18 protein-coding genes are annotated in these 19,002 nt (G+C 48.3%); 14 read left to right on the top strand and 4 right to left on the bottom strand.

The window, feature by feature from the left end; genetic code table 11:
- Nucleotides 1-164 precede the first annotated feature (164 nt).
- The 9 genes from PMI05_RS24660 to leuS all read left to right on the top strand — a co-directional run bounded on the left by PMI05_RS24660 (nt 165) and on the right by leuS (nt 8,225).
- Nucleotides 165-689 carry a YqeG family HAD IIIA-type phosphatase gene (locus tag PMI05_RS24660; protein WP_007727780.1) on the top strand — a complete coding sequence of 175 codons (525 nt, stop codon included), beginning with the start codon at nt 165-167 and terminating at the stop codon, nt 687-689.
- Complete coding sequence (yqeH, locus tag PMI05_RS24655; RefSeq protein ID WP_007727778.1) at nt 686-1,807, top strand: ribosome biogenesis GTPase YqeH; 1,122 nt, start codon at nt 686-688, stop codon at nt 1,805-1,807. Before PMI05_RS24660 ends, yqeH begins: the two co-directional genes overlap by 4 nt.
- A gap of 75 nt (nt 1,808-1,882) precedes the next feature.
- Complete coding sequence (locus PMI05_RS24650; protein ID WP_007727777.1) at nt 1,883-2,734, top strand: shikimate dehydrogenase; 852 nt, start codon at nt 1,883-1,885, stop codon at nt 2,732-2,734.
- Between the two features lie 29 nt (nt 2,735-2,763).
- A complete protein-coding gene (gene yhbY, locus PMI05_RS24645) occupies nt 2,764-3,054 on the top strand; it encodes a ribosome assembly RNA-binding protein YhbY (protein WP_007727776.1) in 291 nt (96 codons plus the stop codon).
- 14 nt (nt 3,055-3,068) lie between these two features.
- Complete coding sequence (locus PMI05_RS24640) at nt 3,069-3,662, top strand: nicotinate-nucleotide adenylyltransferase (RefSeq protein WP_007727775.1); 594 nt, start codon at nt 3,069-3,071, stop codon at nt 3,660-3,662.
- Entirely contained in the window at nt 3,646-4,236 is a 591-nt protein-coding gene (yqeK, locus tag PMI05_RS24635) for a bis(5'-nucleosyl)-tetraphosphatase (symmetrical) YqeK (RefSeq protein WP_007727774.1), read from the top strand. The genes PMI05_RS24640 and yqeK overlap by 17 nt, the downstream gene beginning before the upstream one ends.
- Nucleotides 4,236-4,592, top strand: coding sequence for a ribosome silencing factor (rsfS, locus tag PMI05_RS24630; protein WP_007727773.1), 357 nt, complete (start codon nt 4,236-4,238; stop codon nt 4,590-4,592). The genes yqeK and rsfS overlap by 1 nt, the downstream gene beginning before the upstream one ends.
- A gap of 6 nt (nt 4,593-4,598) precedes the next feature.
- Nucleotides 4,599-5,348 carry a class I SAM-dependent methyltransferase gene (locus PMI05_RS24625; protein WP_007727771.1) on the top strand — a complete coding sequence of 250 codons (750 nt, stop codon included), beginning with the start codon at nt 4,599-4,601 and terminating at the stop codon, nt 5,346-5,348.
- Nucleotides 5,349-5,807: 459 nt separating this feature from the next.
- The gene (gene leuS / locus PMI05_RS24620) at nt 5,808-8,225 is read left to right on the top strand and encodes a leucine--tRNA ligase (RefSeq protein ID WP_007727769.1); all 2,418 of its coding nucleotides are present in this window, start codon (nt 5,808-5,810) and stop codon (nt 8,223-8,225) included.
- A 93-nt stretch (nt 8,226-8,318) separates the two neighbouring features.
- Here the strand turns inward: leuS and comER are convergent, their stop codons facing one another.
- The 3 genes from comER to asnB form a co-directional block, all read right to left on the bottom strand.
- Complete coding sequence (comER, locus tag PMI05_RS24615) at nt 8,319-9,152, bottom strand: late competence protein ComER (RefSeq protein ID WP_007727765.1); 834 nt, start codon at nt 9,150-9,152, stop codon at nt 8,319-8,321.
- A 74-nt stretch (nt 9,153-9,226) separates the two neighbouring features.
- Nucleotides 9,227-9,931 carry a helix-hairpin-helix domain-containing protein gene (locus PMI05_RS24610; RefSeq protein WP_007727761.1) on the bottom strand — a complete coding sequence of 235 codons (705 nt, stop codon included), beginning with the start codon at nt 9,929-9,931 and terminating at the stop codon, nt 9,227-9,229.
- 119 nt (nt 9,932-10,050) lie between these two features.
- The gene (gene asnB, locus PMI05_RS24605) at nt 10,051-11,976 is read right to left on the bottom strand and encodes an asparagine synthase (glutamine-hydrolyzing) (RefSeq protein WP_007727760.1); all 1,926 of its coding nucleotides are present in this window, start codon (nt 11,974-11,976) and stop codon (nt 10,051-10,053) included.
- 204 nt (nt 11,977-12,180) lie between these two features.
- Between asnB and PMI05_RS24600 the strand changes: the two genes are divergently transcribed.
- From PMI05_RS24600 to holA, 4 genes are all read left to right on the top strand, one after another.
- Nucleotides 12,181-14,583, top strand: a complete 2,403-nt coding sequence (locus tag PMI05_RS24600; protein ID WP_039961327.1) for a DNA internalization-related competence protein ComEC/Rec2 — start codon at nt 12,181-12,183, stop codon at nt 14,581-14,583.
- Between the two features lie 53 nt (nt 14,584-14,636).
- On the top strand, nt 14,637-15,182 hold the full coding sequence (locus tag PMI05_RS24595; RefSeq protein ID WP_007727758.1) for an RNA polymerase sigma factor: 546 nt from the start codon (nt 14,637-14,639) through the stop codon (nt 15,180-15,182).
- Nucleotides 15,182-16,039, top strand: coding sequence for an anti-sigma factor (locus PMI05_RS24590; protein WP_007727756.1), 858 nt, complete (start codon nt 15,182-15,184; stop codon nt 16,037-16,039). Before PMI05_RS24595 ends, PMI05_RS24590 begins: the two co-directional genes overlap by 1 nt.
- Nucleotides 16,040-16,279: 240 nt before the next feature.
- Nucleotides 16,280-17,317 (top strand): DNA polymerase III subunit delta, encoded by a 1,038-nt coding sequence (gene holA, locus PMI05_RS24585; protein WP_007727755.1) that lies wholly within the window; start codon nt 16,280-16,282, stop codon nt 17,315-17,317.
- Nucleotides 17,318-17,380: 63 nt separating this feature from the next.
- Here holA and rpsT read toward each other — a convergent pair whose 3' ends face one another.
- Entirely contained in the window at nt 17,381-17,656 is a 276-nt protein-coding gene (gene rpsT / locus PMI05_RS24580) for a 30S ribosomal protein S20 (RefSeq protein ID WP_007727753.1), read from the bottom strand.
- Between the two features lie 178 nt (nt 17,657-17,834).
- On the opposite strand from rpsT, the gene gpr reads away from it, so the two are divergent.
- Complete coding sequence (gene gpr / locus PMI05_RS24575; protein WP_007727750.1) at nt 17,835-18,935, top strand: GPR endopeptidase; 1,101 nt, start codon at nt 17,835-17,837, stop codon at nt 18,933-18,935.
- The last annotated feature ends 67 nt before the right edge of the window (nt 18,936-19,002 follow it).

Raw genomic sequence — 19,002 nt, 5'->3', positions numbered from 1 at the left:
AACTATAAAAACAAAAACAGTTTTCTCAGTAACGCCATTTTACACAGGATGACAGAGCAATGCAAGTGGTGATCATGCTTTTTGTTTTGCAACCAAGTGGTCGATTATGGTATAGTAGGTGCCGAAATCGCGGTTGATTGCTTCACATCATTTGGAGGTGCCCCGTGTTTTTAGAGAAGCTGATGCCTAGTCAGTTCGTCGAATCAATCCATCACATTGACATAGATCAATTGAAACGAAATAACATCCGTGCGGTGATTACAGACTTGGATAATACCTTGGTAGAATGGGACAGGCAACATGCAACAGAGGAGGTCATCAACTGGCTTGCTCGCATGCATGAGGCAGGCATACAGGTCACTGTTGTCTCCAACAACAACAAGGAGCGTGTAGACCGCTTCTGTGCCCCATTAAATCTCGGGTTTATTTATGCGGCCAAAAAGCCGACAAACCGTGCCTTTTTACAGGCAGTGCGGCAAATGAATGTAACCATCGCTGAGACTGTTGTCATTGGCGATCAATTGTTTACCGATGTGCTGGGAGGAAATCGATTAGGATTTCATACGATCCTGGTTGTTCCTGTGGCCCAGACGGATGGTTTTTGGACGCGCTTTAATCGTCAGATGGAGCGTGTGGCCCTTATTTGGATGGAGAGGAAAGGAATGGTTTCGTGGAGGAGAAAAGCATGACGGAACAAATGCATGGCTCTTGTGCTGGATGTGGGATTGCCATTCAAACAGCAGATGCAAAAAAGCCTGGCTATGCACCTGAATCCGCGCTTGGCAGAAAGGTAGTCATTTGCCAGCGTTGTTATCGCATCAAGCATTATAATGAAGTTGCTCCCGTAGGAATGGGCGATGACGACTTCCTTAAGATCTTGGACGGCATCGGGTCTACGCAGGCGCTTGTTGTGATGGTTGTCGATATTTTTGATTTCCAAGGCTCCTGGCTCAAAGGGTTGCCGCGCTTTGTCGGGAAAAACCCGATCTTGCTCGTAGGTAACAAAGTTGATCTGCTGCCAAAAAATATCAATCTAAACCGCGTACGCAACTGGATGCAGCACGAAGCGAAGGAACGCGGATTGCGCCCGGAGGATGTCGTACTTATCAGCGCGCAAAAAGGACTTCATATCGATGAACTGTTGAATCGTATTGGAGAGCTGCGCAAAGGCCGAGATGTTTACATTGTCGGTGTGACCAACGTAGGAAAATCAACCATGATCAACCGCATCTTGCATGACTACGGTGCGGCTGAGCTGGAGATTACCACATCGCCATTCCCAGGTACGACGCTGGACAAAATCGAGATTCCACTCGAGGACGGCCGCTCCATTTTCGATACGCCAGGAATTATCAATCGTGATCAGATCGGACACATGGTATCCCCGACTGACCTCCGAAAGATTACACCGACCAGCCGTATCAACTCCAAGGTATATCAGCTTGACGATGGTCAATCACTCTTTTTGGGTGGCCTAGCCCGTATCGACTTCGTACGCGGAGAGAGACAGCCGTTAATCGTCTATGCGGATAACGACCTGTACATTCATCGGACGAAGCTGGAAAAAGCGGATGAAGTGATGGAAAAGCATCACGGAACCTTGCTGGTACCACCAACAGGGGAGGAAGCTGCGAAAGCACTTCCACCATTTGTGAAGCACACCTTTAAAATCAACAAGTCCACCATGACGACTGACATCGTAATTTCCGGTTTGGGCTGGGTCAGCATCCAAGGAAAACACGAAGCGAGTGTTGTCGTGCATGCACCTAAAGGCGTAAGTGTTGGGATGCGCAAAGGGCTGATCTAGCTTAAGCAAGAAAAGTCGAGTTAGCCTTGCCCCTTGCCATATGCTATAGAGAGACGTCCGGGGAGGAAAAGCTCCATGATTACAAGCAAAACAAAACTGGTTGGCTTGTTTGGACATCCAGTTTCCCACTCGCAATCACCGATGATGCACAATACAGCTTTTTCAGAGACCGGGTTGGGATTTGCCTATGCGGCGTTCGATGTTGAACCGGAAAATCTGGAAGATGCAGTCGCGGGTATTCGCGCCTTAGGCTTGAAAGGGATTAACGTCACGATCCCCCACAAGGTCGCTATCATGCCGATGCTGGATGAAATCGATCCGCTTGCTAAACGAATCGGGGCTGTCAATACCGTCGTTTCTCGTGATGGACGCTTGATTGGCTACAACACAGATGGTATGGGCTATGTTCGTTCGCTTGTGGAAGAGACGGGAATCGTTCTTGAAAAGCAAGTGGTAACCATGGTAGGGGCTGGAGGCGCTGCGCGTGCAGTGGCGTTTACCTTGGCTGAACAAGGAGTCAGGGAAATTCGCATCATCAATCGTTCCCGGGAAAGAGCCGCAGTATTGGCTGAGCATGTCGGGACGATTGTACCAACGAAAATCGTAGAACAGGGCGAAGGGGCAGCTGCCATCGCAGATTCTTCGCTGTTGATCAATACGACATCGATCGGAATGCTGCCAAACGTACAGGAGACACCTGTGCCAGCAGAATGGCTTCATTCTGGTTTAACCGTTAGCGATCTGATTTATAACCCGCTCGAAACGCGTCTGCTCAAAGAAGCGCGTGCTATCGGTGCCACTGTTCATTCCGGAATCGGCATGTTCGTGAATCAAGGTGCACTGGCTTTTGAACTGTGGACGGGCGAACGAGCACCAACTGGGGTTATGCGTGAGGTCGTCTTGCAACAATTAAAGAAAACAACCTGATAGGCAGGATGTAAAAGGAGGCATTGCCGATGTTGACTGGCAAGCAAAAGCGCTTTTTGCGCGCAGAAGCACATCATCTCACCCCCATTTTCCAAGTAGGAAAAGGCGGGGTAAACGAAAACATGATCACTCAGATCAAAGAAGCGTTGGAAGTACGTGAATTGATCAAGGTAGCGATCTTGCAAAACAATAATGACGATAAACATCAAGTGGCAGAAGATCTGGCAGCAGGTGCTGGAGCAGAGCTTGTGCAGTTGATTGGCCATACGGTTGTCTTGTACAAAGAGTCCCGGGAGAACAAGACGATCAAGCTTCCATAAGAGACCTGCATGCGATGAGACAGCAAATCAAGCAAGTAGGGATCATGGGAGGAACGTTTGACCCGATTCATTGTGGGCACTTGTTGGCGGCCGAACAAGCCAGAGAGCAAGCGGGCCTGGACGAAGTCTGGTTTATGCCTACACACGTTCCACCGCACAAAAAGAGAGAGAGTCTGACGCTGGCGCATCACCGCTTGCAAATGGTTCAGCTCGCCGTGTCTGATCACGAGGTGTTTCGTGTAACAGATGTGGAGTTCGCAAGAGAAGGTCCATCGTACACCTATGACACGATGGTTCAGCTCGTCAGGCAGTTCCCGGATTGCCGGTTTTCCTTTATCATGGGAGGAGATATGGTAAAAATCTTGCCCAAATGGTACCAGTACCAAGAGCTGATTCATATGGTACGCTTTATAGGTCTAGCGAGGCCAGGAACCGAACTGGACCTGAAATCGAGCGAGGACGTCACATTTGTGGAGATGCCTGTTTGGGACATTTCTTCTACGATGGTTCGCGAGAAGGCAGCTACCAGGAAAAGCATCCGTTATCTTGTACCTGATGCCGTGGAGCGCTATATAAAGGAGAACCGAATCTATGAGACTTTTGGATAATCGGGAAGAGCTTCTCGTTCGCGTACGGCAACAAATGCATGAAAAACGCTACAATCACACGCTAGGGGTGGCTGCGTCGGCTCGCGAGCTGGCAGAGAGATTCGGGGCTGATCCAGACAAAGCCGAGCTTGCTGGACTGTTGCACGATTACTGTAAGTGCTGGCCTGTGGAAAAAATGTTCGAAATTCTCGTTCGCCACGATATGCCTACAGAGCTTTTGGAAGGGGAAAAAGAGCTGTGGCACGCCTTTGCAGCAGCCATTGTGATCCAGACTGATCTAGGTGTAACGGATGCAGATATTTTACAAGCTGTTCGCTACCATACAACGGGTCGTGCTGGCATGTCCCTGTTAGAAAAAGTAGTCTGTGTGGCAGACTATATAGAACCAAACCGGGTTTACCCTGGTGTTGATTTTATTCGCGCCAAAGCCATGCACGATTTGGATGCCGCCCTGGCACTCGCCTTGGGAGGCACGATTCAATTTTTGATAGAGAAGCAAAAGACGGTTTTCCCGTTGACATTGACTGCATATAACGATTTGGTTTCCCGCAAAGGGAGAGAAGGAGGGTTTTAGTGGTTAAAACAGTAGAAGATTTGGCACAGTTGGTTGTGAAGGCAGTAGAGGACAAGAAAGCAGAGAACTTGAAGGTGCTCGATATTAAAAAGCTGTCCGTGATCGCAGACTATTTCATGATTTGCCACGGAAACAACGAGCGTCAAGTACAGGCAATTGTTCGCGAAATCCGTGATCAAGCCCACAAAAACGGCTATGATGTCCGTGGCATCGAGGGAGCGGATGAAGGTCGCTGGGTACTGGTTGATCTGGGCGATATCGTCATTCACGTTTTCCATCGCGAAGATCGCGAGTTTTACAACCTGGAGCGCCTGTGGAAGGATGCAGAGGAAGTTTCCTTCAGCGCGCAAGGGTAAGGACAAATGGCATACGCACATATGGCCGCTGTATATGACAGGCTGATGGCGGATACTCCTTATGACCAGTGGCTCGATTGGGTCGAGCGTCATTGGACAAAGGGAGAGAAGCCTGTGCGGGTCATTGATCTTGGCTGTGGGACTGGCACGATTGCGATCCCACTCGCCAAGCGGGGATACCGTGTTACTGGAGTGGATCTCTCAACAGAAATGCTTGCGATCGCCTATGACAAAATGAGGCAGGAACAAGTGGATGTAGCGTGGGTAGAGCAGGATATGCGGGAGCTGTCCTTGCCCGAAGCGGATGCGGTCATCTCCTTGTGTGATTCATTGAGCTATCTTACAGAGGAAGCGGATGTGCAGGAAACGTTCAAGCGCGTTTTCGCTCATCTCGCGCCCGGTGGGAGCTTTCTGTTTGATGTGCACAGCCCGTACAAGATGCTGCACATTTTCGGAGACGAGACGTTCACACATGTAGAGGATGAAGTTTCGTATATTTGGCAATGTTTTTGCGACCCGCTGCGACTGGAGGTAGAGCATCAGTTAACGTTTTTCATTCGTCAGCCAAACGGATTGTACGAGCGGATGGAAGAGGAGCATTGGCAACGGGCTTATCAGCCTGTCCAACTGATGCGCTGGCTGACAGATGCTGGCTTCACAGACATTGTCATCACCGCTGATTACTCGGATATGCCGCCACAAGAAGCGAGTGAGCGCCTATTTTTTTCAGCCCGCAAGCCGAAACGTTTGACATGATTGGTTCAGATTGACTATAATGGCGTTATAACTACAGATTTCGACGCGTTTAAGAGGAATAGTAGGAATTGGATTCGAGCATTCACAGAGAGTTGACGGATGGTGCAAGTCAACCCGGATCTATCTGAACTCACCTCCCAGCACTTGCCCCCAAGGTCATTCAAGCAATGACTGCGTAAGGGTGAGCGGCTTATCCCCGATACGGATGAAACAAGTGGGTGAATGCTTGTCATTTGCCAATCTGGGTGGTACCGCGGGAATGTAAATAACCTCTCGTCCCTTTCGCAATAGCGATCTGGGATGTGAGGTTTTCTTTATAATATCGGAAAGTATAAACTTCTTCGGGTTTCTTCCCGATATTACGGAAAACATTCCGTTAATACGCGGTCGCTCATCTTTGAGCAATCCTCGATAGAGGTTTTCGTATTTTCACCTATTTTAAGATGGGAGTGCTTTACCATGGTATTCAGTCATCAAAATGTCGAAAAGAAGTGGCAGCAATATTGGGAGCAGAACAAGACCTTCAAAACCTCCGAGGATGAGGGCAAGAAAAAGTTTTACGCACTCGACATGTTCCCGTATCCATCTGGAGCTGGCCTGCACGTAGGACATCCAGAAGGCTATACGGCTACTGATATTTTGTCCCGCATGAAGCGGATGCAAGGATATAACGTTCTCCATCCAATGGGGTGGGATGCGTTTGGTTTGCCAGCGGAGCAATACGCGCTCGATACAGGAAACGATCCGGCAGAATTCACCGAGCACAATATCAACACGTTCCGTCGCCAAATTAAGTCACTCGGATTTTCCTACGACTGGGATCGCGAAATCAATACGACCGATCAGAATTACTACAAGTGGACACAATGGATTTTTACGAAGCTGTATGAGAACGGCTTGGCTTATATTGACGAGGTAGCTGTAAACTGGTGCCCTGCTTTGGGAACGGTTTTGGCGAACGAAGAAGTTATTGACGGAAAAAGTGAGCGTGGCGGACACCCAGTAGAACGCCGCCCAATGAAGCAATGGGTCTTGAAAATTACTGCGTACGCGGAAAGACTGATCGCTGATCTGGATGAACTGGATTGGCCAGAGAGCATCAAGGAAATGCAACGCAACTGGATCGGTCGTTCTGAAGGGGCAGAAGTAACCTTTGGTATCGAAGGTCATGACGAATCCTTCACTGTCTTTACGACTCGTCCAGACACTCTCTACGGAGCAACCTATGCGGTATTGGCTCCTGAGCACAAGCTGGTTGAGCAAATTACCGTACCAGCTCAAAAAGAAGCAGTGGAAGCGTATCTGGATCAAGCGAAGCACAAGAGCGATCTGGAGCGTACCGATCTGGCGAAAGAAAAGACAGGAGTATTTACCGGAGCGTATGCGATCAACCCGGTTAACGGCGAGCGTCTGCCAATCTGGATTGCAGATTACGTGCTGATCAGCTACGGAACAGGCTCTATCATGGCGGTTCCAGCCCACGATGAACGCGACTATGAGTTCGCGAAAACATTCGATCTGCCAATCAAGCAAGTAATCGCTGGTGGAGATATCTCCAAAGAGGCGTATGCAGGCGACGGAGAGCACATCAACTCCGGCATGCTCGATGGTTTGAACAAAGAAGAGGCTATCAGCAAAATGATCGAGTGGCTGGAAGCGGAAGGCAAAGGAAATCGCAAAGTAACGTACCGTCTGCGCGACTGGCTGTTCAGCCGTCAACGCTACTGGGGTGAACCAATTCCGATTCTCCATCTGGAAGACGGCACGATGAAAGTCGTTCCAGAATCCGAACTGCCAATCGTATTGCCTAAAACAAAAGAAATCAAACCATCCGGTACAGGTGAATCGCCATTGGCAAACATCTCGGAGTGGGTAAATACTGTCGATCCGGAAACAGGCATGAAAGCACGTCGTGAGACAAACACGATGCCGCAATGGGCGGGTAGCTGCTGGTACTTCCTGCGCTTCATCGATCCACACAATGACAAGGCATTGGCTGATCCAGACAAACTGAAAGAATGGCTGCCAATCGACATTTACATTGGTGGTGCAGAGCATGCGGTGCTGCACTTGCTCTACTCTCGTTTCTGGCACAAGTTCCTGTACGATATCGGTGTCGTACCAACCAAGGAACCATTCCAAAAGCTGTATAACCAAGGAATGATCCTGGGTGAAAACAACGAGAAGATGAGTAAGTCCAAAGGCAACGTCGTAAACCCAGACGATATCATCACCAGCCATGGTGCCGACACACTGCGCATATACGAAATGTTCATGGGACCACTGGATGCTTCGATCGCTTGGTCGACAAAAGGCTTGGATGGCGCACGCCGCTTCCTGGATCGCGTATATCGTCTGTTTGTGGGTGACAACGGTGAGCTGAACGAAAAAATCGTGGAAACCTCCAACGTGGCTGGCATGGAGCGCGTGTACCACCAAACTGTGAAAAAAGTAACAGAAGACTACGAGGGCCTGCGTTTCAATACAGGTATCTCTCAGTTGATGGTATTCGTAAACGAAGCGTACAAAGCAGAAGTTCTGCCGAAGAAATTCATGGAGGACTTTGTAAAAATGCTGTCTCCAATCGCTCCGCACTTGGGTGAAGAGCTGTGGGAAAAACTCGGTCACAGCGAGGGCGTGGCATACGCAGCATGGCCTACGTATGACGAAGCGAAGCTGGTTGAAGACGAGGTAGAAATCGTCCTGCAAATTAACGGCAAAAACAAAGAAAAGCTGCTCATCGCTTCTGATTCGACGAAAGAACAGATGGAAGAGATGGCGAAAAACAACGAGATGATTAGCGAACTGATCGAAGGAAAAACGATCGTCAAAGTCATCGCTGTTCCAGGCAAACTGGTGAATATCGTCGTTCGTTAAGAAAAGGACGTCAGAAATAAGAAGAGGAGTGGAGCCTGTGAGCGACAGGTTTCCACTCCTTTTTTTCGTAAATCAAAGCTTCTTCGTCTTGCACTAATGCGGCTGATTATTTAAATTTCGTGCAACCAGTTCCTGGTCCTCGGCAAACTTCGCTTGTGTGCGACGAAATACTTGGGCGAAAAGACCGGGAATACCGTCTTGCAAAGGAATTAGTCCTTCCCCAGTAATTCCTCCGGGCACGCAGACCCTCTTTTGCAGTGTAGGTAGGGTGAACGCTTCTTCGCGTAAAAGATCTGCGATCCCAATTAGCATTTGCGTAGTCATGTAGGTAGCAGCTTCTGCGGAAATGCCAGTTTCTTCAACAGCTTCTTGAATCATTTGCTGCAAAATATAGCTGATAAACGCTGGCCCGCAACTGACAATGTCAGAAGTAATTCGTAAAAAGGGCTCGGAAATTTCTATAGGGGAGCTAATGTGGGCAAACAGACTTCGTATTAAATGACGTTGTTCCTCTTGAATTCGTGATCCGAATTCACATAAGCTGACACCACTCCTTACGGCATTTGTTATAGAAGGAACGACTCTGGCAACCGCACAAGGAACTTGAGACTCCAAATCCGCAAGCTTGATCGGACTGGTGATCGTAATCAATAGGTGGTCTTGCGTTAAGGCAGGAGCAATTTGTTCGAGCATCACACTATATTCCAGTGGCTTGACGCACAGCACGATCGTTGTAGCTTCTTTGACCAAATCGGCATTGCTGTGCGCGACAATGAGCCCGGGATGTTTTTCTGCCAGTTGCTGCGCCTTTGAAAGGGTTCTGTTGCTGATAATGACATGACTAGGAGTCAGCGCCTTGGCTGACAGCAGTGATTCAATCAAGATACTGCCCATGCTGCCCGTACCAATGAACCCAATTCTATTCATGGGCATACCTCCCTCCGATATTCTTTTCCCATTCTATGTAGGAGTGCCGATGATCATGACCGGATGCTGAGCACTCATTGAACCAAGAGCCGATCCTTTATCCGTGCAAACATCTTCTCGCCAATTCCCTCAATCTGTTTCAGGTCATCCGCTGAACGAAATGGCCCTTGTTTTGACCTGTAATCCACGATTGCCTTGGCACGTGTTTCTCCAATCCCGGGAAGGCTCATGAGCTGTTCGACAGTTGCTGTGTTGAGATTAATCGCTGAGGAGGCACCAGTGGTGGATAAGCTGGTAGTAGATTGTACAAGGCCAATGGATGCGGAGACTGGCGCGGCTGCCCCTTTAGCCGGGATGACAAGAGCAGCTCCATCTGTGAGCGGCGCTGCCAAATTGATCTGGACAAGGTCAGCATCAGGCAGTGCTCCTCCTGCTTTTTCGATGGCATTTGCGACACGGGTACCTGGTTCGAATTGGTATAAACCGGGATTTTTCACTTGCCCTTTCACATCGACATAAAGCGGAGGGGGGAGTGGTTCCTTTTCTTTATCTTTTTCCGGTGTCGTTTTTATAGGCTTGGCAGGTTGAGCAGTTCCTGAATCATCTGGCCGTTCTTTTGTTTCAACATTCGATGCAGCATAAGCAGGAGCATGCAACGGTAGTTCGTCAGTCTTATGCGATTGGTCGCGTTGATATAACCAATAGCTACAACCGACAAACAGAACAGCCGCAGTCAGCAAGATGAAACGACGATAACGCTCCCACCATTCCAGCACCATAACAAAAAACCCTCCCGTCCTTCACATAGCGATACGTTCATAGAGTGAACTTGTTCTCTATCAACGATGCTACGAAAAGTAAGAGAGGGTCTGCAAATCTATTTATTGCGTTTTCGCTTTTAGCCAATATGCAGCAGCGAATTTTTTTTGCGGCGATGGTCTACATTCGGGCTGACATAAGGCTCAAAATTGTGCTTTTGCTCAATGAAGATTTGATGCCACAGCATGAAGACCAGGATCGTCCAGATTTTGCGACTGTAATCCGCATTGCCTTCGCGGTGTTCATCGAGCATGTACAGCACATAGGCCTTATTGATCAAATTATCCACCTTGGATTCGAAAATGATCTCTTTTGCCCATTTGTAAAATTCGTTTTTGAGCCAATGACGAGTTGGAACAGGGAAGCCCAGCTTCTTTCTCGTTTGGATCTCAGGTGGTAAAAAGTCTTTCATTGCTTCACGAAGCACGTGTTTGGTCGTGCCGTTGGCAATTTTGTACTTCGTTGGAATGGTAGCGGCGAATTCAAATACCTTCAGATCAATGAAAGGCACTCGCAGCTCCAAAGAATTGGCCATCGTCATCTTGTCGGCCTTCATCAAAATGTTGCCTCTGAGCCAAGTGTGAATGTCCAAGTATTGCATCTTGGTCACATCGTCATATTCGGAAGCACGTTTGTAAATCTCTTCTGTAATGGTGAAAGGAGATACATACGCTTCCGAACGGGTAATATCTTCCATGACGACACGTTTTTTCATCTCTTCACTGAAAATCAGTGCGTTTCCGAAAAAGCGTTGCTCAACCGTTTTCGATCCGCGGATAAGGAAGTTTTTCCCTTTTACCTGATCAGGGAGGCGTTCAGCCATGTATCCGATGGATTGGCGCATCCAGCCAGGCATCCCGGAAAACATTTTGAGTGAATGTGGCTCTCTGTAAATATTGTATCCGCCAAAAAATTCATCTGCACCTTCACCGGACAATACAACGGTCACGTGTTCACTCGCCATCTGCGCTACGAAATAGAGCAGGATGGCAGATGGGTCTGCTACCGGTTCATCCTGATGCCAGATCAGTCGCGGCAATTCATCCATGTACTGTTTGGCGTTTATCACGCGCTCGAAATGCTCCGATCCCAAATACGCGGCGGTTCGCTTCGCATAATCGAGCTCGCTGTAACCAGGAATATCTGAACCGACAGAAAAAGATTTAACTGGCTCGAATGTGCGCAACATCCCAACGATACTGCTAGAGTCAACACCACTAGACAAGAAGGCTCCACGCGAAACCTCGCTAATCCGGTGTTTGTCGACAGATTCGAGCATGACACTGCGCGTACCCTCAACAAAATAAGAGAACGGTTTGCTTTCATCAGGCTTGAATTCTACATCCCAGTACCTTTCCAGCTTGATCTGGTCGTTTTCAATCACGAACGAGTGCGCAGGCGGTATACGATAAATGCCAGCAAACATCGTATCAGGATCAGGTACATATTGGAACGTCAAATAGTGATAGAAAGCGGTTGGATTCACTTCGCGCTTGAATCCTGGTATCTCCAGCAAGCTTTTAATCTCGCTGGCAACCCCGATTGAATCATTCGTCTCGACATAGTAGAGCGGCTTGATTCCAAAATGGTCGCGTGCACCAAACATACGTTTTTTACGGGAGTCGTAGATCGTAAAGCCAAACATCCCGCGCAAATGCTTCGGTGCATCTGTTCCTACCTCTTCATAAAGGTGGAGGATGGTTTCAATATCAGAATCGGTATGGAAAACGTGACCGATGTCCTTTAACCATTGCTGTAACTCTTTGTAATTGTAGATTTCACCGTTACCAATAATCCAGATGTCACGTGTTTCGTTAAACAGCGGTTGATGTCCGCCTTCCACGTCAATGATGCTTAAACGACGAAAGCCCAGGGCGATGTTGTCTTCAAGGTGAAAACCATCGTCATCTGGACCACGGTGCAGGATGACACCCGTCATTGCACTAATCGCTTCTTGTTGAACAGGCACTTGCCGCTTGTTATAGAGTGATACGATTCCGCACATAAGAAATGACTCTTCCTCTCACTGGATTGCTCCTGCTAACTCTATCATGTATCGACCATCAGCGCAATCTCTTATGAGTGCCAGTGATTGACCTCGAAAACGCTGATTCTACAAGGGAATTAGCCTTTCTTCTTTTCTATTTTTGTCCCCATTCGGTTAGATATACTCCCCTAGGAGACCATGAATCGTTCGACAAAACGGCTCATGAAAGAACCAGACAGGGGGATTGCAGTGTCAGTATGGATAGCAAGCCTAGCGATGATGATCGGCCTCATTTTCTCCGCCTATTTGCATCCTGCTTGGCTCCTGTTGGCTGCAGGCGTATCATGGGCACTTGTTGCATGTATCCCGTTACCTTACCGCAAATACGCTGCATGCTACTCGCTGATTTCTATTCTAGCAGGTCTCTTTTTTTATGGGTACGAGAATCTCTACAGCTCTGAAGTAAAACCATTGGCAGAAAGGGAGCAGAGGATCTGGATAGAAGGTGTCATTGATTCACCTGTGAGAAGGGATGGGGATGTAGCAAGATTTTTTGTCACGATAACATCCTGGGGTGAAAATCAGCCTGATCAGAATGAGCATCGGTCTCTCGAAAAAATCGCGCTTCGTGTTAAGCTTGCTTCTTTCCAAGAAGCATCACAAATAGAGCAGTGGAGAAGTGGCAGTGTGATCGTGGCTCCGATTCGACTATCCTTACCAGCTACTGCGCGCAATCCCCATGCCTTCGACTACGCCAGCTATTTGTATTGGCAAGGTGTCCATGTCACAGGGGAAACAAGCTATCAAGCGGTTGATCTGACACCTGCTTTTTCCGTGTCGGCGAGCTTTCAAGAATGGCAGGACTCGGGTGCCAAGCGAATTGAATCATTATTTACAGAAACAGAAACAGCGGGTTACATGAAGTCGCTGCTGCTTGGTCTTGGACAAGAGGTGAATCCTGAGCTTGCGTCCATGTATTCGAATTTGGGCTTAAGTCATATCCTCGCAATTTCCGGTTTGCATGTGACATTGGTTAGCTCCATGTTTATGTGGTGTTTGGAACGGATTGGAATCAGACGCAGACTCGCATTTGTCGTAACGATTTTGTTCTTGATTGGGTATGTACTCCTGGTGGGAGCCAGCGCGTCCGCGATCCGATCCGGGCTGATGGGGAGTGTGGGTCTTCTCTGTCAGGTATTTGGAAAGAGGTTGGACGGCAAGGACGTTTGGGCAGGGGCACTTATTCTGATGCTGGTGGTGAATCCTTATCAGCTGTGGCATGTCGGTTTTCAGCTTTCCTTTGCGGTGACACTTGGTCTGATTATTTTTGTGCCATACAGCTTGCATGTGTTTGTGCGAGTACCCGTCTGGATTCGTACTCTCGTGGCGGTTACTATGTCAGCCCAGCTCGTTTCTTTTCCGTTTCTCATCTACCATTTTCATTTGTTTTCACCTGTGTCTTGGCTGGTCAATTTGGTAGTGACGCCGATTCTCTCGGCTATAGCGCTACCGTTCGGGTATATTGCGGTTGTCCTCGATTTCGTCCATCCGTTTTTGGCGGTGATCCCTGTTTGGGTATCGACGGCTATGCTGAAATGGATTCATCTCCCGCTGTTTGCTATTGAAAAAATGAGGCTCCCCTTCACATATTGGCCGCATCCTTCGTGGTGGTGGCTTGTTTTGTATACCTGCTTTTTAGGTGTCCTACCCATTTTGTGGAAGTTGGGCTATCATCGAAAGCGTGATATAATGCTTACTTTCGTTATATTTCTGTTGTTCATTGTAGCGGCCAGACAGCCGTTTTCCGGAGTCGAAGAAGTGCGAATTACCTTCCTTGATGTCGGACAAGGGGATTCCATCGTTGTCGAAATTGGTGATCAGAAGGTATACTTAATGGATGCGGGTGGGACAATGCGGTTCCCAGCTGCTGAACCATGGATGGAAAAGCGTGACCCATTTGAGGTGGGGAAAGACGTCGTTCTGCCGTTTCTGATGGCCAGAGGAATCGAGGAAATCGATCGTGTCATCATGACGCATGGCGATCTGGATCACATCGGGGGGATAAAATCGCTCATTCCTCATTTTTCTTTTGGAGAGGTATTGGTGAATGGAACAGCACCTTCCAAATTAGAGGGCGAGATTGTCCAGCTTTTCCAACAAGAAGGGGTTCCGATTTTAACCGGGCTCCCGGGTCAATCTTGGTCAGATGGGCCGGGAATCGAGTGGAAGTGGCTGCATCCGGGTGAATCGACCTTCTCAGGAAATGATGCATCAGTAGTACTCCAGCTGACTGCTTTCAACAAGACTGTATTGTTTACGGGTGACATTGAAAAGGATGGGGAAAGTCAGCTTGTTCAAAACGGTTTGACTTCTGTGGATGTTTTGAAAGTAGCCCATCATGGAAGCAATACCTCGAGCACCGAAGAACTCCTGGCAGTCACAGCACCAAAAGTTGCTGTAATCTCTGCTGGGGTGAAAAATCGGTACGGGCATCCATCGTCCGAAGTACTGTATCGCTTAAAAAAATCGGGTTCCGTCGTGTACAGGACTGATGCTCATGGAGCGATTACGCTGGTTATTACACCTGCAGGATTATATTGGCAGGCCCAAATATTGGATACATAATCTGTTTGCAACTTTTTCAATGAGCGAACCGTCTGTAGGGGGGAGAAGAGAATATGCCAGAAGCAGAGTTGATCAGGATGGCGCAATCCGGGGATCATGACGCGCTAGTCGAACTGCTTCGATCTATTGAGACCTCCGTTTACCGAAGCGCTTATTACATTCTAGGGAACGAACAAGACGCGCTGGATGCATCCCAGGAAGTCCTCATTCGAATTTATCGAAAGTTGGACACCTATCAGGAAAAAGCAAAGTTCTCAACCTGGGTACAACGCATTGTCAGCAACGTCTGTATGGATAAATTTCGCGCGAAGAAGGAAACGGTCTCAATTGACGAGCACGAGTTGATCATTCCTGATCGTAACAACGTAGAAGAAGAAATCCTTCTCACCGGGCTGTCGAATGACATCCAGGAAGCCATCGGAAGATTGCCAAAGCAATACCGGATGGTTGTAGTACTCCGCTATCTAGAAGATTTGTCCTATCAAGAAATAGCGGAGGCACTAGATTTGCCGCTTAACACGGTAAAGTCGTATTTATTTCGGGCTAGGCAACAGTTACAGGAGCTGTTATACGACTACCAGAAAGGGGGGATCGGTTGATGACCAACGAAGAGATTTTTGAACTCATGCAGCGGGATCTGGATGGAGATCTTTCGGAGTCAGAGCAGCAACTGCTCTATCGGATGATCGAGAAAGATGCTGAACTGCACCTTATGTACAACCGTTTGAAAGATGTGTCACAACAATTAGAACATCTGCCCCCTGTCGTACCTCCGTTCAGCATCGTAGATTCTATCCTGCCCAAGCTGGAGTCAGCCGCTGCAAAGCCTGCTGCGGTGAAATCTACGGTGAACGAGGAAATCCTGCCCACTCTGGAAGTTAAGCGCGAGTCGTCTTCGCTGCCGGAATCAAAAAAGTGGAAGCGGATGAAAGTGTGGATGGCTAGTCTTGGTAGTACGGCCGTCGCTGCAAGCCTATTGATTGGCATGCTGTTCTCGGGCGGTGATGGTAAGAAGCAAGAAGTCGATTCGTTCCAGAACGGAACGGACATGACGCCAGCGGCCGTGGAACAACCTAAAACGTCTGGGCCAGATACTCCCACTCCTCCAAGCAATAATCCAATATCATCGAATTCAAAAGAGGAAGAGGACAAGGCTAAAAAGTCTACTGGATCGGCTACTCAGACGAAGAGTAAAAAGCCACCGGCAAAGAACGTTCAAAAGAAAACGACGCCACCGAAGAAAACGAATCCGACACAGCCACCAAAGAAAGCTGTACCTCCAACGCCAGTAATGACAGATGATCAACCATCGGGCTGGCCGATCGGACTGGAGGAGAATCCGGACAGAGAAGACAAAGAACCTGCTAATGACGATAAGGACGACGGCGGGGACAAGCAAGAGGAGAAAGACAAGGGAAAAAATAAAGAGAAGAAAAAAAATAAAGATAATGACTAACTTTTTTCCGCGTATGGACCGGCACCGCTTGCGGGGATTTTGCGTATAGTACATTATCAAGCACCCCCTGCTTACCGTTTGGGGAGGAGGAATCCCGGGGCTTTTCCCTAAACGTTTACATAGAGGTGCCAACGGATAAAAAACCGCTACCGATTCACTGGTGGCGGTTTTTTTTCGCTTTGCTCTGATCAACATGTGCTATAATAACGCAGGTAAGAAGAAGGAAAGGGGAGAAAACGTATGCCACTCCTATCGGCTATTCGCGAAATACGGCAAAAACAATTCTCGCCGATCTATGTCTTATACGGTCCAGAGTCTTTTCTGGCCGAAGATTTTTTGGCGTTGGCTCGTAAAGAAATGATTGATCCAGAATTTATGGATTTGAATATGAGCGTGTATGATTGTACCGAAACAGGATTGAGTGAAATTCTGCAGGATGCGGAAACCTTGCCGTTTATGGGCGAGCATCGATTGGTGATTGCCAGACAAGCCTACTTTTTAACAGGAAGTAAGCCTTCAACTAAGGTAGAAAGCGACCCGGATGCTCTGCTCGATTATTTGCAAAATCCGCCTCCCTACACCACGCTTATTCTACATACAGAAGCTGACAAGCTCGATGAACGAAAAAAGCTGGTCAAAACGCTGCAGCAAAAGGCGAAAGTGATCCCTTTTCCGTTGCTAAAAGACGGAGATTTGTACGGTTGGGTTGAGCGGCAAGCGGGTAAATATGAGGCGAAAATCGATCGTCAGCAAGCCATGAAGCTTGTGGAGCGAGTGGGAGCAGAGCTGCGCCTACTGAACAAGGAAATCGAAAAGATGGCCCTGTTTGTCGGGGTGGGTGAAAGCATCACGGACGAGGTCATCGAGTTGCTCGGAGCACGTACGCTGGAGCAGGATGTATTCGCGCTGATTGAACAGGTCGCTACGGGGAGATTGGACAAGGCACTCAGGATGATGTACGACTGCATGAAAACAGGAGAGGAGCCGATCAAGCTGCTGGCTCTCTTGGCGAGGCAGTTCCGCATGCTGTTGCATGTGAAGCAATTGGCTCCGCGTGGTTATTCGCAGCAACAGATGGCAGGCACGATAAAAATGCATCCTTACGCGGTGAAAAAAGCAATGGAGCAAGCGCGTCATTTTTCTGAGGAGTCGTTGAAAAAACTGCTGGGCATTCTGGCGGAAGAAGATTTTCGGATGAAGTCAGGGCAAGTGGACAAGCGTCTCGCCCTCGAATTATTCATTGCACGTGCACATGACGAACGAACAAAACGGTCGTGACGATTTTTACAGTAAAAAACCCCTAGAACAAGATGTTCACGGGGTTTTTTGGCGCTTGGTCTCTTACGCTACAGGAGCGCTCAGAACGTTAAGCTTTTTCATCAAACGAGACTTTTGACGGTTTGCTGCGTTTTTATGAATGAGACCTTTCGAAGCGGCCTTGTCCAGCTTTTTCACAGCCACCAGAAGAGTAGATTTCGCCAATGCTACATCGGAAGCAGCGACAGCTTTCTCATAGTTCTTGATAGAAGTACGCAGATCAGACTTTTGAGAAGCACGGTGTGCGCGACGCTTTTCGATTGTTTTGGTGCGTTTAATCGCGGATTTAATGTTTGGCATGTGTGTCACCTCCTTAATACGACCATAGACATACAGTCATACAACAAAGTAATTCTAGCATGGGGCGAACCCATTTGCAAGAAAGGATTCGGAATAAAAATGAAGGATTCAAGCAAGCTAGTAGCAGGAACAAAATGGTCAGTACTTTTTTCACTTCGGATCAAAGGAGCTGATGAACATGGCACATAACATTGATTTATCTGGTTATTCCATTCGTACGGATCTGGCCTTAGAGGCCCACGAGCTTGCCCAGCAGCAGAATGAGAGCGGCATTGAGGGCGTTTGGCTGCAAGCTGACGACAGCGAGCCCAATGTGAAAGTAACGAGATTACATGTGGAAACAGAGGAAGCGGGGAAGGAAATCGGCAAGCTCCCGGGGCATTACCTTACGATTGAAGTGCCCAAGCTGCGGGATAATGATACATCGATTGAGGAGCAGGTGGCCAAGCGATTCTCTGTCGAATTTGCGATGTTTCTCAAACAGCTGGGAATCACTGAGGACAAAAAGGCTCTCGTAGTTGGTCTCGGCAACTGGAATGTGACCCCAGATGCGCTGGGACCGATGGTTGTGGAAAATTTGTTGATTACACGCCATCTGTACACACTGGCGCCTGAAACTGTCGGAGAAGGGTATCGGGAAGTTAGTGGGTTATCACCGGGTGTCCTTGGGATTACGGGGATAGAAACGAGTGAGATCATTTTTGGTGTCGTGGAAAAAAGCAAACCCGATTTTGTCATTTGTATCGATGCCCTTGCGTCCCGCGCTTTGCACAGGGTCAACACAACGATTCAAATATCGGATACTGGGATTCACCCTGGATCAGGGGTCGGAAACAAGCGCAAAGCGATTGATCAGGCGACACTTGGTGTACCTGTGATTGCGATAGGAGTCCCTACGGTCGTTTTTGCCTCCACGATTGTAAATGATGCGATTACGTATTTGCTGGGGCATTTTGGACAATCGATGGTGGAGAGCAAGCGGGCGTTTAACAAACTGGCATTGAGTACGCTGCCGGAGCGTAAGGAACCGTACACGGAAGAGGATTTGCCTGACTTGGAATCCCGCAAGACATTTATGGGATTGGTAGGTTCCCTGCCGGAAGAAGAGAAACGGCAACTGATTCATGAGGTCCTTCGACCGCTGGGACAGGATCTGGTTGTCACTCCAAAAGAAATTGATGATTTTATTGAAGGTGTGGCGAATGTGATCGCAACAGGTCTGAATCGCGCCTTGCACAGTGCCGTAAATGAAGAAAATAGCGGCTCATATACCCACTAAGTCGTGAAAAGCTAGAGTGAGAGAGAAAAGCTAGAAAAGGGTTCTATCGTCTCTATGAGCCTCATAA

The organism is Brevibacillus sp. BC25, assembly GCF_000282075.1.
In the GTDB taxonomy this organism is placed as follows: Bacteria; Bacillota; Bacilli; order Brevibacillales; family Brevibacillaceae; genus Brevibacillus.
The sequence above is the reverse complement of the archived record's forward strand: the minus strand, read 5'-3'. Positions and strand labels throughout refer to the sequence as shown.

What these genes read in the sequence shown, in the direction of transcription:
- yqeK (WP_007727774.1), top strand. Translation starts at nt 3,646, where the DNA reads ATGAGACTTTTGGATAATCGGGAAGAGCTTCTCGTTCGCGTACGGCAA.
- holA (WP_007727755.1), top strand. Translation starts at nt 16,280, where the DNA reads ATGCCACTCCTATCGGCTATTCGCGAAATACGGCAAAAACAATTCTCG.
- gpr (WP_007727750.1), top strand. Translation starts at nt 17,835, where the DNA reads ATGGCACATAACATTGATTTATCTGGTTATTCCATTCGTACGGATCTG.
- comER (WP_007727765.1), bottom strand. Translation starts at nt 9,152, where the DNA reads ATGAATAGAATTGGGTTCATTGGTACGGGCAGCATGGGCAGTATCTTG.
- PMI05_RS24625 (WP_007727771.1), top strand. Translation starts at nt 4,599, where the DNA reads ATGGCATACGCACATATGGCCGCTGTATATGACAGGCTGATGGCGGAT.
- PMI05_RS24640 (WP_007727775.1), top strand. Translation starts at nt 3,069, where the DNA reads ATGAGACAGCAAATCAAGCAAGTAGGGATCATGGGAGGAACGTTTGAC.
- PMI05_RS24595 (WP_007727758.1), top strand. Translation starts at nt 14,637, where the DNA reads ATGCCAGAAGCAGAGTTGATCAGGATGGCGCAATCCGGGGATCATGAC.
- PMI05_RS24600 (WP_039961327.1), top strand. Translation starts at nt 12,181, where the DNA reads ATGAAAGAACCAGACAGGGGGATTGCAGTGTCAGTATGGATAGCAAGC.
- leuS (WP_007727769.1), top strand. Translation starts at nt 5,808, where the DNA reads ATGGTATTCAGTCATCAAAATGTCGAAAAGAAGTGGCAGCAATATTGG.
- PMI05_RS24610 (WP_007727761.1), bottom strand. Translation starts at nt 9,931, where the DNA reads ATGGTGCTGGAATGGTGGGAGCGTTATCGTCGTTTCATCTTGCTGACT.
- yhbY (WP_007727776.1), top strand. Translation starts at nt 2,764, where the DNA reads ATGTTGACTGGCAAGCAAAAGCGCTTTTTGCGCGCAGAAGCACATCAT.
- rpsT (WP_007727753.1), bottom strand. Translation starts at nt 17,656, where the DNA reads ATGCCAAACATTAAATCCGCGATTAAACGCACCAAAACAATCGAAAAG.
- yqeH (WP_007727778.1), top strand. Translation starts at nt 686, where the DNA reads ATGACGGAACAAATGCATGGCTCTTGTGCTGGATGTGGGATTGCCATT.
- PMI05_RS24590 (WP_007727756.1), top strand. Translation starts at nt 15,182, where the DNA reads ATGACCAACGAAGAGATTTTTGAACTCATGCAGCGGGATCTGGATGGA.
- PMI05_RS24650 (WP_007727777.1), top strand. Translation starts at nt 1,883, where the DNA reads ATGATTACAAGCAAAACAAAACTGGTTGGCTTGTTTGGACATCCAGTT.
- asnB (WP_007727760.1), bottom strand. Translation starts at nt 11,976, where the DNA reads ATGTGCGGAATCGTATCACTCTATAACAAGCGGCAAGTGCCTGTTCAA.